The 13,890-nt window shown below is 56.7% G+C and carries 16 protein-coding genes; 4 read left to right on the top strand and 12 right to left on the bottom strand.

Going from position 1 to position 13,890, the window contains the following annotated elements:
- Window position 1 precedes the first annotated feature (1 nt).
- Window positions 2-718, top strand: a complete 717-nt coding sequence (locus B059_RS0116560; RefSeq protein WP_018079371.1) for a site-2 protease family protein — start codon at window positions 2-4, stop codon at window positions 716-718.
- A 1-nt stretch (window position 719) separates the two neighbouring features.
- Here B059_RS0116560 and B059_RS0116555 read toward each other — a convergent pair whose 3' ends face one another.
- The 9 genes from B059_RS0116555 to B059_RS19520 form a co-directional block, all read right to left on the bottom strand.
- On the bottom strand, window positions 720-2,051 hold the full coding sequence (locus B059_RS0116555; RefSeq protein WP_018079370.1) for an NAD(P)/FAD-dependent oxidoreductase: 1,332 nt from the start codon (window positions 2,049-2,051) through the stop codon (window positions 720-722).
- Window positions 2,052-2,074: 23 nt separating this feature from the next.
- Window positions 2,075-3,226, bottom strand: coding sequence for a hypothetical protein (locus B059_RS0116550; protein ID WP_157273787.1), 1,152 nt, complete (start codon window positions 3,224-3,226; stop codon window positions 2,075-2,077).
- On the bottom strand, window positions 3,227-3,958 hold the full coding sequence (locus tag B059_RS0116545; RefSeq protein ID WP_157273786.1) for a hypothetical protein: 732 nt from the start codon (window positions 3,956-3,958) through the stop codon (window positions 3,227-3,229). It lies immediately after the preceding gene.
- Between the two features lie 107 nt (window positions 3,959-4,065).
- Window positions 4,066-4,740 carry a hypothetical protein gene (locus B059_RS0116540; RefSeq protein ID WP_018079367.1) on the bottom strand — a complete coding sequence of 225 codons (675 nt, stop codon included), beginning with the start codon at window positions 4,738-4,740 and terminating at the stop codon, window positions 4,066-4,068.
- A 2-nt stretch (window positions 4,741-4,742) separates the two neighbouring features.
- A complete protein-coding gene (locus B059_RS0116535) occupies window positions 4,743-5,114 on the bottom strand; it encodes a hypothetical protein (protein WP_018079366.1) in 372 nt (123 codons plus the stop codon).
- A gap of 3 nt (window positions 5,115-5,117) precedes the next feature.
- The gene (locus B059_RS0116530) at window positions 5,118-6,179 is read right to left on the bottom strand and encodes a radical SAM protein (protein ID WP_018079365.1); all 1,062 of its coding nucleotides are present in this window, start codon (window positions 6,177-6,179) and stop codon (window positions 5,118-5,120) included.
- Complete coding sequence (locus B059_RS19525) at window positions 6,176-7,282, bottom strand: radical SAM protein (RefSeq protein WP_018079364.1); 1,107 nt, start codon at window positions 7,280-7,282, stop codon at window positions 6,176-6,178. The genes B059_RS0116530 and B059_RS19525 overlap by 4 nt, the downstream gene beginning before the upstream one ends.
- Window positions 7,279-8,397 carry a radical SAM protein gene (locus B059_RS0116520; protein WP_211206935.1) on the bottom strand — a complete coding sequence of 373 codons (1,119 nt, stop codon included), beginning with the start codon at window positions 8,395-8,397 and terminating at the stop codon, window positions 7,279-7,281. Before B059_RS0116520 ends, B059_RS19525 begins: the two co-directional genes overlap by 4 nt.
- Window positions 8,398-8,400: 3 nt before the next feature.
- Window positions 8,401-8,634 (bottom strand): hypothetical protein, encoded by a 234-nt coding sequence (locus B059_RS19520; RefSeq protein WP_018079362.1) that lies wholly within the window; start codon window positions 8,632-8,634, stop codon window positions 8,401-8,403.
- Between the two features lie 235 nt (window positions 8,635-8,869).
- On the opposite strand from B059_RS19520, the gene B059_RS0116510 reads away from it, so the two are divergent.
- The 3 genes from B059_RS0116510 (at window position 8,870) to B059_RS19515 (ending at window position 11,197) form a co-directional block, all read left to right on the top strand.
- Window positions 8,870-9,379 (top strand): hypothetical protein, encoded by a 510-nt coding sequence (locus B059_RS0116510; protein WP_018079361.1) that lies wholly within the window; start codon window positions 8,870-8,872, stop codon window positions 9,377-9,379.
- 265 nt (window positions 9,380-9,644) lie between these two features.
- A complete protein-coding gene (locus B059_RS0116500; protein ID WP_018079359.1) occupies window positions 9,645-10,073 on the top strand; it encodes a single-stranded DNA-binding protein in 429 nt (142 codons plus the stop codon).
- A 68-nt stretch (window positions 10,074-10,141) separates the two neighbouring features.
- Entirely contained in the window at window positions 10,142-11,197 is a 1,056-nt protein-coding gene (locus tag B059_RS19515) for a DUF7146 domain-containing protein (protein ID WP_018079358.1), read from the top strand.
- On the opposite strand, the gene B059_RS0116490 is transcribed toward B059_RS19515, so the two are convergent.
- From B059_RS0116490 to B059_RS0116480, 3 genes are all read right to left on the bottom strand, one after another.
- Window positions 11,161-12,189, bottom strand: coding sequence for a radical SAM protein (locus B059_RS0116490; protein ID WP_018079357.1), 1,029 nt, complete (start codon window positions 12,187-12,189; stop codon window positions 11,161-11,163). The two genes, B059_RS19515 and B059_RS0116490, sit on opposite strands and share 37 nt — an antisense overlap.
- Window positions 12,179-13,309, bottom strand: a complete 1,131-nt coding sequence (locus B059_RS0116485; RefSeq protein WP_272867472.1) for a radical SAM protein — start codon at window positions 13,307-13,309, stop codon at window positions 12,179-12,181. Before B059_RS0116485 ends, B059_RS0116490 begins: the two co-directional genes overlap by 11 nt.
- Window positions 13,310-13,428: 119 nt before the next feature.
- Window positions 13,429-13,701: a hypothetical protein gene (locus B059_RS0116480; protein ID WP_018079355.1), complete on the bottom strand. Its 273-nt coding sequence runs from the start codon at window positions 13,699-13,701 to the stop codon at window positions 13,429-13,431.
- Window positions 13,702-13,890: the final 189 nt, after the last annotated feature.

The raw sequence follows: 13,890 nt of genomic DNA, 5'->3' as shown, positions 1-13,890 counted from the left end.
TTTGAAAGCGCTCCTGGCAATACTGTTCGGGTTTGCAAAGATGGCGAAATTCGGAAAATTCCTGTTTTCCGGAGGGAGCATGTTGCTGTCGGTCGTCGTCTATGGGGCGATGTTCGGGTGGCGGTATGCAGCTGGCTTCGTCGGACTGATCTTCTTTCATGAGATGGGCCATTACCTTACGGCAAAGCAGCGCGGCCTCAATGTTGGTTTGCCCACCTTCATTCCCTTCGTCGGCGCGTGGATACAACTCAAGGAGCAGCCGCATGATGCCGAGACGGAAGCCTACATAGGGATTGCCGGCCCCGTGCTTGGAACAGTCGCGGCCTTTGCCTGTTATCTCTTGGCTGATGGACAAAGCGGATTGCTGCTTGCCCTTGCCTACGCTGGTTTCATCCTCAACCTATTCAACTTGATTCCGGTTTCCCCGCTCGATGGTGGGCGCGTGCTTGGGATCGTCTCGCCAAAGGTCTGGGGCGTCGGCCTCATTGCGCTGATTGGCACGTTCTTCATCCAGCCGAACCCGCTGATCGCCCTGATCGCCATCATGGCACTTCCGCAGGTGTGGTCAGCATGGACAGGGAAGACCCAGGTGCCCGCCGGGTATTACTCGGTTGCTCCGGTCGTCCGCTACAAGTATCTTGCGCAATATCTGCTGCTCGTCGGCTTTCTTGGAGTGATGAGCGCAACCGTTCACCAGCAGATGGCAACCGGCCTATAGGTCATGAAACAAGGGTGGATGTGCCAAGCCGCGCGTCGATTTCTCGCTGTTCGCTCATGGGGTAGGGCCAGTATTCCTTGCGAATGTTCTCAAGGTTGGTGATGTAACGGAACGCGTCATCACTATCCTTCTTTTCGGAATAGACTGTCTCCGCCAGCATCGCTGCATGAAGCTTCCAGTCGCCGGCGTTCCGGTTAGATCCGTACCACTGACGAATTACTTCCTGCAGCACGATCCCTTCGCACTTGTAGTGATGGGAGACATCATACTGGCGTCGCACATCACCCTCTAGCGCAGCTGCTACCGCACGGCCTCGTAGCAAACCGTAATGCGTGGCCAATGTGACGCCTTGGGAGAGAATGGGGTCGATGAACATCGAGGCATCACCAGCCAAGGCCCAGTTCTTGCCGTGCAGGGCTTCACTCTTATAGGAATAGTCCGGCTGGGCATACCATTTCGATAGCGGCTTGCCGTACACATCCTTGGGGCTCAGGTCTTTGATTCCGAATTTTCCCAGCTCGGGAAAGTATTGCGTGATGTTGCCGAATTCGAGCTTGCTCACCAGGTCTGGCGTGCTGATGAAACCGACGCTGGTGAGATTGTCTCCGGCCTCGCCAAGGTGAATGACCCACATCCAGCCATGTTCGTTGGACAAGATATTCGTCCGATGTATGTCGAATCCGTTGTCCCGCGCATTTTCCCAATCGATGTCCGCAAGGTAGCAATATTTCCCGACGCGGCTGCTGCCGATCCTGGTGCGCATACCCACGGACTTGGCCATCACAGCCGCCTGACCGGTGGCGTCAATGTAATAACCTGCGCGTATCTTCCGGATCGGTGTTTGCACGGAAATAACAGTGATGTCATGCTTGGGCGGTTTCACCATTGGATTCCGCGCGGTGATAAATTCACCCTGTTCGTAAATTATGGTGACACCGCGCTTGATAGCCTCGTCTTTCAATACGGCATCGAATTTGTGGCGTGGCACATGGATGGAATAACGACGCTCATGGTCCCGGAATTGCTCCGGATAGGGCATATCGGAGTCGAGCGGGTAATTCACGTACCATGGCTCGGCGGACTCACCCCAGACATAGGCGGCGCCGATCTTCCGATGAAAGCCTACCGAGGCTATGCGCTCGGTGAGGCCCGCCTGGTCAAGCGCGATGATGGTTCCTGTAAGAAGTGCTTCCCCGATCTTGTGCTTGGGCTGTTCGTGGCGCTCCAGAAGAACAACATTCAGGTTTGGGTTGGACTGTTTGGCACCAATGGCCGCCATATATCCTGCCGGTCCGCCGCCGACAATCAAGGCATCGCAGAAAAAATCGTTCATTGTTTCAGCTTTCCTGTGGAGTGTCAGGCAGCAGCCACTTCTGCAGCATAATGATTGAACAAAGCCTTCGCAACGTGCGGACAACCATCGCCCTTTGGCCATCCGCCCATTTCGCCAAGCATCCTGTTGTAGGTGTGGAATCCCGTCATCATGCACGGATTCAGGTATTGGCAGTCACGGCAGGCGGGAACCTTTAGGTGGTCCTGGACGATGGCTCTGGAAATCTTGTGTTTTGCCACATCCACCATCGGCCGGATCGGGCCGTCTTCAACGTTGCCCATAGGCTTGTACCCGAATCGTTCGCCGTGAAAAACGTCGCCGATGGCTTCTGCCTTGAACATGATGTTGCCGTGGTGATCGACCTGGAGGGATTTAGCCGTGGTCTCGAACACCACCTCGTTGATTACGAAGTCACCTGGATTAATGGTTGTGGCCGCCAGAGAACGGCGCATGACCGGGCCGTAACTGTAGGCGATGCTGCGGGCGTCCGCTTCCTTTGCAAACTCAAGGAGCCAGTCTTGTATCTCCGCCCTTGCACCCAGGGTGGCCTCGTAGTTTTGGCGGGTCGGGGCGAGGTTTACCGTCAGCCAGGAAAATCCATGCTCAGAAGCGAAGTCGCACAGCTCTTTCGCGGTCATCGAGCGTATTGCCGAGCGGGAAAGATTCAGTGTGAGATCGACCTTGCCAAAGAGTGTGCGCGACAGGGCAAACGATTTGGCGTAGGTCTTGCCGTACTCGGTGAGCTGCAGCTTGCATGGGTCAAGCACCACGACCGGGTAAAGCGGCACGCCTTCGACAATGGTCTCGGCGATGCGCTCCAGCTTCGGCGCAACCTTCTCATAGCGACCAATGACGGAGGTCGTGAAAAAGACCGCACACTCGCCGCCGGAGATGCCAGAACCCAGAACGAGATCAGCGCCACGCCGGTACAACCGTTCCACATAACCATCCGGCATCATCAGGTGGTCGGCAATGCCGTAAGTGATGTTGATGGTTTTCAGGCCTTCAAGCGTGCCAACGTATTCAGCCACGCGTCCATGTACACGCTCGAGCATGTCTTCAGACATCATAGGGCCGTGGCTCAATCGCTCGTCTTTGGTCAGGATGCAACCGGCGCAGCTGCCGGGGCATGAGGCAACATCGTCTATTTCTATCTGAATTTCATGTGCGCGCATTCAGAGTCCCTTCATGGACATTCGAGACACCATGTCTCCGGCCACCAGAAAATCTTCGAATGGCTGCTTGATGGCATCGTCCACGCTATTCAGGCGACGCCTCGCGGAACCAAGACGGATGACCCGCCCTTCGTTCGTCTCGTCATCAGCGTCCGCGGTTTGTGGTTCTGCAATGCCAAAGACCTGCGAGGTCTGGATTAGCGTGTCCGCAAAAATGACCGTGTGCAGCTTGCCATTGCACTTGTTGACCTTGAGCCTTGTCGCCGAAGCGTAGGCACGTTCTACCGAACGCCGCGAGTGGAGCGAGCCTGGGTCATTCGACGATTGAACCATTGGCTTGCCATCCCTTACAAAGAAGTGAAGCGCGCCGTTCGGGTTCAGTATGGATGCGGTGATTGTCTTGCCAGGCTGCAACACCATCGCCTGGTCCTCTGCGGCGCTTATGCGGCATGCCATGACACCGAAGTAGTGATCCGCCCATTCCACGTGGTCAGTCGGGGACAACGCCATGCCCGCCACGCGGTCAACCGTGGCCCGGAATACCGGGTGACGGATGAGCTTGTAGTTCCATTGGTCTTCCGAGTCGGATTCCGTGGGCACCAGCAAGGTGCGAATGCCTTTGCGTGCCAGCGACGCGAGCAGGAAAGTGTTCAGCCAGGGATTGCCGCCTGCAACCAAGACATCCGTCCGATGGTAACGGTGAAATCCGGCAAGCACCTCTGCCTTGGCCATGAAGTTCCCGATCCTTCCGGTTACTTCCGCATTGCGACTTTCAAGGAGGCGTTTGCGGAGTGACCAGGGCGCCAGCATCATGCGTCCGGCATGGACGCTTGGCTGATTCATGAAGCAGGGGAAACCTGTTCCTGGGGACCGCTAAGATCGTGAGCGATATTGACGACCTCTCTGGAAATCGACGACAGCATGCCCTTCGAGAAAGTCTTGAACCCGACCTCGCCACCGTAGTAGCGGTAGATGCGCTCACGCATCGCGGCCTTGAGCCGGTCCTCACGCTCCTTGGGAAGCTGGTTCAGGAAAGCCTTTGCGACATATTCATCGTTCGGCTTTACCTGGGCGTTGCCCGTCCAGGCTTCGATAAACAGGTATTCGAGGTAGTTGGAGACAGGATATACATACCTGGACACGTTGGGCTGCGAAATATAGGCGTCCGTGCAGGTTTCAACGCTCACGAGGTAGGCTTGGAATGCCTCCTCGCTGTCGTCGACCGGCGGAAGCAACGAGAGGGTGAAGCCAACATTTGTCGCCACCGAAATCAGGTATGGGATGTCGACCGATGTTTCCTCCGCCGGGACTTCTAGAACGACTTCAACGCCGGCAATCGCGTAGGCGATCATAACGTCGAGAAGCAGCTCACCCAGATCACCGTTGCCGCCACGATAAAGGAAGCCGATCGACTTCAATCCCTCGGGGGGGACAAAGCTCTCGACGTCGGCAACCACCTCGCGAAAAAAACCATCGCCAGCGGATGGATTGTCTATGATTTCACTGAGCAGCATGCTTATCTCCATCCCCTTGAGCCATGGCAATTACAGTGGCAATTTTTGTAACAATTGGTGTAACAAGCACCCGCCGCCTGAGCACCGGGGATGTCGCTTGGCTGATTAAGCGCGAGCTTGATGTGGTCAGGCACATACTTGGCCTTGATCGTCTCACCCTGCTCAGTCAGGTTCTCGGAAATGATGCCGAAAGCGTCCGCAACGGCTTCCCGAACATTGCGTTTTGAAACGGCAGCATCGATGCGTTGCATCACTTCCTGAGGTACTTCGGAAGCGTCCGCAATTTCTATCTTGGTGTCGCGGATTGACGCCAGGGCATTGGTGGCCACCATGGCGACCGATATGGATACAACGATGTTTGTCGGTGTGGTCATCAATCAGACTCCCATTTCTTTGGCTTGCAGATTTGCGATGTTTTGGGCGGTACCCAGAAGGCGGGAAGCGCCGGAGCACTCGCCTGAACCGTCCTCCACTTCCAGAGCAAGACAGCCGCTGGAGCAAACTGCCTTGAAGTTGCAGGCCGCACAATTGACGCGATGCGCGTCCCTTGCCCGCCCTATGTTCTCGATGCGGATCACGTTTGCCTTGGAGCGGGTGTTGTCATACTCCGAGGTCAATGCGGTACAGCCCGACTTGTAGCCGTTGGCATCGATGGTGTGGAACCGGCTGTCGCACGCACCTGACCAGCACCCAAGTCCGGCATCCGAGCTGATGAATGCTTCCACCATGCTATCGAATGGAGAGATCCGAACGCGTCCTCCGGCTCTGAGGTAGGCCTGGTAGGCCCTCAGAATCCTGCTCATGCCGTGGCTGTATTCTGCGTGGCGCACGCCGATCGCGTCCCACGTTTCGCGCGCACGACCGACCTTTGTCAGGCGTTCAATATGGGCTTCCATCACGCCCATATCCTCCAGCAGCGCAAACAACTGCAACGGATTCCTGAAGCGCTCGAAGAATGGCTTGGTCGCAGTGATCGTCATGCTGACGGCAAGGCCGTCTGCCACTGCCTGCGCAAGGTTGACCCGAAAACCGGATTCATAGCGAGCGTTACCATCCTCTGACTTCCTGGACATGCGTATCACCGGGTCCCAAGAAACCCCAATATGGCTGTCGAAATGCTCATGAAAAAGCGCGGCCCATTCCGGGGAGTATTTCATGAGGTTGGTCTGGATGTCGTGCGACCAGCGATAGTCAGTGTTGGCCTCGATGATCTCGATGGCTTCGCGCATCCATGCCGCGCCAACAAGGGTCGGTTCACCGCCATGCCATTGCAAACGAACATGGTCGCCAGTCTTGGCGAAGGCAGCGATGGTTTTCGGTACGGTCGCGATGTTATCCAGTCCCATCCGCTTGGGATTGGCCGGGATATAGCAGTGCTCGCACCAAAGGTTGCACCCCTCGTGGATACGCAGATAGACCAGGTGATCGAAGTGCTTCATGCCCGGCTCCATCCCATGTAGCGTATCGCCGTGGCCATGCCATCTTGCGTGGAAACGTAGCCCTTCACATGGTTGAGGAAAGACTTGTACCCAGAACAATCCCCCTCGCCGTCCGGATCGTTGTGAGTGATGGGGCAACCAGACCGGCACCATGAAGCGTATTCGCAGGAGGCACAATGATTATTTCGATGCCCGGATTCCTGAAGCCTAATCCACTTGCGGCGCATGGAAGAACCAGAGAAGGCCTGATGCCCTGCCTGCACCTGCCCAAATGAACCTTCCCATGCGCTCCGGTCCGGGCAGGTATTGAGCGAGCCATCCGGCTCGATAACCACGAAATTCGACTGGCAGTGTCCTCCCCAGCGATCGCCGGGCTCGCCATTCAACACACCTCCCAGCGCGGCTTCGATGACATTGATCTGGGGCGCGTGGCCGCCCACCCTCGCCATGACCATGTCAAAAAGCTCGGTGAGGAAACTGGCATGTTCCACGTTGGACGGGCAGTCAGCCTGCTTTTCTCCGAACTGGTTGTAACGGTCGATGTTGAAGGCAGGAAAATCATGCGCCTCCATCCAGTCCAGAATTTCGAACACCCTTCCGAGATCGTTGCGGGTAGGAACCATACCCGGCGTGATCTGAATGCCGGCCGTACGCGCCTCGTCTGCCTTTTTCAGCCAAAATGACATGTACCGCTCGCCTGAGCCCTTGATGGTGCGAAGGCCGGAAAAATCGACCGAAGATCCGAGATGGCCGTCGAAGCGCTCGTGTACCAGGTCAATCCAGTCCGAATTGAAGGGAATGAGCGAGGTCTGCATGCTCTCTACGTGAGCGCCGAGCGTGTGGTCAAGAACACTTCCGGCCTCGCGGTACCAATCCGGGTTCAGGTTCATGGGCTCACCGCCATGCCAGAGGACATGGACACGGCCCTTGTTCTCCCGACTAGCCATGTCGGACAGAAAATGACCAACGTTGGCCAGCGTATCGCTGGACATTTTGTCCTTGGTTGCCCGGACCTCCTCGGACAAGTAGCAATGGGAGCAGCCCACGTTGCAGCGGTTGGTCGGCTTCACATAAGCCAGCAGATCAGCCTTGGCGGCCCTCATGCCACATTCCTCCGAATGTGCCGGCCAAGGCCAATGCTCTCCATCAGCGGGAATGCTTCGCCTGTTCTGACGCTTTCCTTGATGCGATCGAAAACCCGCTTCCAGGAAGCGCAGTAGTAATACTTGCCGAGGACGCCGCTCCCGTAGAGCGCGGAGTCGCGCGAGCAGCCGCCCTCGCATTCGTGATAGTGGCGGCACGATTGGCAATCGGTGGGGAGCGAATAGGCGCGGCGGCGGATGATGCGGGCCGGAACGGACGCGAGAAGCTCCTGAACCGGCTGGGTGAAGGCGTTCCCGAAACGATACCCCTCGCCCATGTCCGAAAATTCACCGCAGTTGTAGGCATCACCATTCGGCTCGACGGATAGGAAGCGCCCCCCGCAACTCTTCGTCCACGGGCAACGAGAGATTTCCTCACCCAATACCTTGCGGAGCATCTGGTCGAGTGGGGTGATCAGAATGCCCGGCGCGTCAGCCATCCAGCGCTCATACAGGCCAAGCAGGGTATCGGCATAGGCTTCCGGGGTGATCGCGGCACCTGTCCCAGCCGAGCGGCCAGCCGGATAGGCGTAATTGACCCTGAGATCGAAAGCCCTATCCCCATATGAGAGGGACGTTTCATACATTTGCATGGCCAACGGCGCCGAAGCTTCGTCATATGTGCCAATAACAAGGGGTTCAAAACCATCGCCCAGAACCTCGTCAAGCTTGCGCCAGAAACGCGCGTTGTAGGCCTCGGCACTTCCCTTGAGCGTCCGGCGCTTGCCGTCCGGGTCGAAACTTGTCGAGATCGCACCAGCCATGATGTCCGCGAAGACCGACCTCCACCTGGCGCTGTCGTACAGCAGGATGTTGGTCTGCATGGCGAAATGGATCTCCGGCTTGAGGCTGGAGGCGTATTCGTATGCCTTCCAGTAGAAGTCCGGTCCCATCAGCATCGGTTCTCCACCGTGCCAGAGCAGCATGGCGCGTTCTGTCAGGTGGGGGGCCAAGTTATCCATCAGGCGCTTGAACGTATCGAACGACCAGCGGCCATGGCCATCCGGCGGTGCGGAGCAATAGGCGCAGTCCGCGTTGCAGAATTTGGTTGGCTTAAGAATGACTGTACTGAGCACTGGTTAAGCCCCTGAGTTGGGCGCCGCGTCCATACGCTGCTCGATGGCCTGCCACGTCGGTTCGTATTCAGGCCAATCGTGCTCCACGAATACACCGTGCATCGGCGGCTTCCCGTCAGCTGCTCGAAATTCGTTGACCTGTTCCCCCATTTCTTGCAGCCCGCTAATTTGAGTCTGCGTCAGGTATTTGGCAGCGTCGGTCAGCTTTATCACAAAGTACCGGTTTTCTCGTTTCATCGTCTTTTCTCTCCGAACAAATCACTGCATCGGACGTCGTCGGCGCCGCTGAATTCAAGCGCTAATGCGCCGGGGAATAATCCAAGCGCATGGTCCTCTAAGAATATCAATTTGGGGGTGGCCGCCGAACAGCCAATTCTGTTTTGTTCGCCGTCTCATGAACATTTCGATTTTTGGTGTCGTTTTCGCAGGGTGTGACTTGCTAGGATGGCTTCACCCAACTTCTGAAATGGTTATGGACATGCGTTATCTGGCTCTGATTCTTGCGCTTTTCTCCCCGCTGGCCTTCGCCGCCGACCCGGCTTCCGGAGCGCAATCGGCTGGCAACGTAAAGAAAGCGGAGGCTCCGGCGAAAAAGGACCCCGCGCTCGCGAGGGCCGACAAGGCCGAAGCCTCGGCAAAAGACGAGTTCGCCGCCGCAAAAGCGGCCCTGCTCGACGCACTTGATTTCCGGAGGAAGATGGAGGCCAAGGTTTATCTGTCGCGCAAAAATACCCTCGATACGACTACTGAATGCGTGAGAAAGGCCGCGACAGTCGACGCTGTGACGCAATGCAACGAGCTTGAGCGGAGGCAGGCCTTCGACAGTGTTCACGATACCCAGAAGCTGCTCACCGAGTTCGGCAAGAAGATGGACAAAGCCCGCCACGCACTGGGCTTGCCGGAACCCATGTCTCCGCAAGAAGCCGCAATGAAGGCCGAAATGGCGAAAACCAACCGCATCAACCAGGCGCCGAAAAACTAGGCCTGATAGCTGGACTGAAGAAGTCGCTTTTATGTGACTGTGTACCTCAACTTCCTTTGCAACGTGGAAATCCTGGATGTCCCAGGCTGCTCTTTTGAGCCGTGATTGCATTCTGAAAGGAGTACGACATGGTTGTCGAAACCCTGGAAGTTGTGGAAGTCACTGTTATCGATGGTATCGAAGTGGCTGTGTTTGAGACCGTCAATACCGAGGTCTTTTCTTGTGCTGATCAGGAAATCTGACAGCTAACTATAGGAGCCCAAAAATGGCTAACTTGAATGAAGTGAAACTTATCGGCCGCCTCGGCCGTGATCCCGAAGTCCGTTATATGCCCTCTGGTGACGCGTTGGCCAACATTACTGTTGCCACGTCCGAAACCTACAAGGACAAAAGCGGCGAGAAGAAAGAGAGCACTGAATGGCATCGCTGCGTTGCATTTCGCCAGCCGGCGACATTCATCGAACAGTATGCCAAGAAAGGCGATCTCGTCTTCGTTGAAGGCAAACTCCAGACTCGTGAATACGACAAGAATGGCGAGAAGCACTACACGACCGAAATCGTGGTCGGCAACTTCCAGCTTTTGAATTCCTTGAATGGAAAGAAGGCTTCGACCTCGGAGCCTGCTGCCGCTGCTGGAGCCGCTTCCGCGTCTCCTCCCAACGGTCTCGATCCGGATGATGATCCTCCGTATTGATTGAAGTAACTAAACCCCTTTGTGCCTTGTGCCTTAGGGGTTTTTCCATTTTCCACTCCTGATTTGCAATGGATACAAAAATTCAGCGCCTGGATGCAGACGAAGTAAGACGGCGCGCTGCCGGTCGCTGGGACCAGATCCTCCGCTCCCTGGCGCCAGAATTGCATGACGCGCTGGACAAGCCAAAAAAGCATTTTCCCTGCCCGGTCCACGGTGGCAAGGACGGGCTTCGTGTCTTCAAGAACGTTGCGGAAACGGGCGGTGTCGTGTGCAACACATGCGGCCCCAAGGCGGATGGGTTCGCCACCCTCCGTTGGCTCAAGGGCTGGACGTTCCCCGAAGCACTACGCGAGGTGGACGCGGTGCTCGGCGGCGGCCCGGCGGTCTTGGTGCCCGTCGTCACGTTGCCAGCCAAACAGGTTGACCGCGCCGCGCGGGACCAGCGCAACGCCGACCTGAGAGAATACACGAAGAAGCTCTGGGCAGAATCTGCCCCGATCATGGATGAGAAGGCCGAGGTGCTTCGCCGTTACCTCAACGGCCGCGGATTGGCAGTCACCGAAGACATCTATGCCCTGCGGCTCCACCCTTCCCTTCCCTACGTGGATGAGGACGGTAAATTCGTGGCACGTTACCCGGCCATGATTGCCCGTGTCGCGGCCCCCGACAACGCGCGCATCACCCTTCACCGAACGTATCTAACCGAAGACGGCCACAAAGCCCCTGTCGAAAGCGCCAAGAAAGTCCTGCCCTACCCCGACGACCTGACTATGCATGGCGCAGCGATTCGCGTTTCCAGGTCAGCCGTGGTGCTCGGCATCAGCGAAGGAATCGAAACCGCGCTGGCCGTCACAGAGTTGTTCGACATTCCCTGCTGGGCGGCAATCAACGCGACACTTCTAGGCGGGTTCGAACCGCCAGCCGAAACACAATGGTTGATGGTCTTCGCGGACAAGGACGTTTCGCAAGCTGGCGAACGCGCGGCAGACACCCTGTGGGAGAAGATGTTAGACCGCGGCATACGATTCACCGTCCACTATCCCCCAATCGACGTCCCCGAGGGCGAAAAGGGGGTTGACTGGCTTGATTACAAGCTAGCCTGCAGCGCTCCCGGAAAACCGTGACAGGCGAGCGGTTCAAAGGTTGACACCAACTTCTCGAAACCAAACGTACAGTCTTGGGCAGCCGGACAGGTTCGACAACGACCATACGTCACTCGCCGACGAATGCGATCACGCATTTGTGAGGTCAGTTGCCAGCGAAGCCATGATTCCAGGTCTGGTTTTCTAAGCGGTACTCGGTTGCCGTTGCAATGTATCTCCTCGCTGAAAGCTGTCGAGAGGGTCCCGTCATCGTCGACGCCGAGATAGAAACCTGGTTTCAGTACAGTGAGCGGAAGGTTAATAGTCTCGATTCTCGCCTGTTTTAGCCGGATTACCGCAAGCGCGTCTGCAAGCTCGGAATAGTCGGGCACGATGTCGGAGTCCGGCGTGGAGCCCGGCAGTGATACGAGCGGTTGAAAGTCGATGCTGTCGAACTGCTGCGCCAGCTCCTCAATAATGTTCTCCACCTCCAGACACACGCCGCGAGTCAGGGTCACCTGCACGCTCAGCCTACCTCGCGGTCTCAGGTAGGCCACATTCTTTTCCCAACGCAGTGCGCTTCCGTTCCCATCGAACCGGCCAGTATCGGTCTCATAGCTGGTGGCGTATTGCAGCGGCACGCCGAGGGCGTGGGAGCGCCTGCCAAGTTCAGCCAGCCATTCCACCGGGCCCGGTCCTACCAGCAGGTTGCTGATGGCCGTAATCTCAGTACAAAGGCCTGCGTCACGCGAAGCCCGTGCCACGGCAGGCAACACTACCTGTATCAGCTTTACCTTGCTCTCCGGGGTCAGCAGGCAGGGCTCTCCACCCACGATCGACATCATGACTCGCCGTGTGCCGAGCGCCGCCAGCGCGCGCATCACGCCAGGGAGGATGCCTACAAACGCCATAAGATCCAGCTCGCGACGTGACTTTGAATACTGGAAACAGTGGGCGCACTCTGCATTGCACAGGCTGTTCACCTTGACTGTGAAATCGGCAAACTGCTCGTCGATGAATGAGTCAGTAGGCATGGAGCGGATGCCTCTGGAAATGTTCGAAGACACCTTTGTAGCCGGCGCAGGCTTCAGGCGTGTCGAACATCTTTCTCGATAGCCGGTGACCGCCTCCGCACGCTTCGAAGTGGCGGCAGCCATAGCACCCTACCTTGGACAGGTACCGCTGCTCGTCTCGGCTAAAGCGGACATAGGTGCGGCTCAACTGGTCTGCAACAGCTTGCGGATCGCCGTTCGCCATCATGAAATACTCATTCTCGAAGATGCTGGGCGGTCTGCCGTGCTTTTCAATCTCCAGAATTTCGTCCTGACCAAACACGTCGAAGAAGATATAGCCCTTATGTTCGAAGATCACGTTGATGATCTTGTCGAAGGCGTAGTACGTCTTGCGCGGTAACAGGTGTTGAAGGCCGCGTGAATAGGCATATTCGTAGAAGTTGATCAGAAAGCGCTGCACATCCTCGTAGGCCGGCATGATGGTGTCATAGTTGGTCCTGGCTTCGCCGAATGGCAAAGTGATGAGGTAAGTCACGGGAAGGTCGAAAGAGAACAGGTAGTCGGCGATCCGCTTGAAGTTCTGGCCATCTCCCTTGCAAAGGGTCCAGAAGATGGTCGGGCGGATGCCACGCTTTTTGAACCACTCGAGGTTCTGCTCCCATTTCTTGCGGACCATCGGCTTCCTGAACCGGTCTGTGGTCAGGTCGTAGCTTGTCGCGATCTCCAGACGGACGTCGTCATCCTGGCCAAGCTCAAGCATCAGTTCCCTCTTTTCCTCCGAGAGAGCGGCAAGATTCGTAGCTAGGGCGACCCGCGATGTGTTGGGAAAGTTCGCACGCAGCTCGGAAAAGTATTCCGAGAGCCTGGTGACGATTCTCCTGAACTCGGCTTTTGGAAGCATGGTGACTTCCCCGCCGGTGATCAGCATGTTGATGTCGGAGAAATGTCCCTCGTTCTGTGCCAGAAAGCGGCGCCCGACCTCCATGAAATGTTCCAGCCGCGCCTCGTCCAGGAAAGTCATGTCTTTCTTGAACTCATTGCTCAAATTGCAGTGCTTGCAGCGGAGGTTGCACGCCCGATTCAGCGAAAAGGCGAGATTGACGACGTGTTTACCTGGCGTGGACTGTGGTCGGATGAGCATCTTGGGGACTGGCGATTGGCTGTGAACCAGTATATCGACCGCCACCCCCGCCACGAATGCTGAAAAGCTTTTCCGCCAACGAAAAAGCCCCATAGCACATGGCTAACGGGGCTTGGGGGTTATTGAAGCTCGCGAACGCGCATACCGACTACGCGGATGGTGTCCTTGATGTCGTGGATCAGAGATCGTTCCCAGCTTCCCATCATTCGGATAGGAACACTCTCCGCGTCCATGAGGTCATGCTTGAGACCATCGAGATGGCTGATCAGGGCATCAGCATCGTCCCAACAGCCGAGGCAATCCTGCAACCGTTCCGGGTCCGTTTCCGGCCCAAGAAGACTCACTGGATCGATCATTGGCGGCATCACGCCAAACAGCATTAACTGTTCCATTGGATGCCTCCGTCACGGCAGAGCATGGTCACGAATGGACCAGCCTTTAATGAGTACATCTCCTGAGGGTTTCATGTGCAACTCCCAGCAATAGGCCGACGGTCAAAGTGACCACGTTCACCCTTGCAGTAAGGAATTTAGGGGGCGGATTCAAGTCTGAAGTGCAACGACGTTATGACGCGATTGTAG

This window comes from Thiobacillus denitrificans DSM 12475 (genome assembly GCF_000376425.1).
GTDB classification, from domain to species: Bacteria; Pseudomonadota; Gammaproteobacteria; order Burkholderiales; family Thiobacillaceae; genus Thiobacillus; species Thiobacillus denitrificans.
The sequence above is the reverse complement of the archived record's forward strand: the minus strand, read 5'-3'. Positions and strand labels throughout refer to the sequence as shown.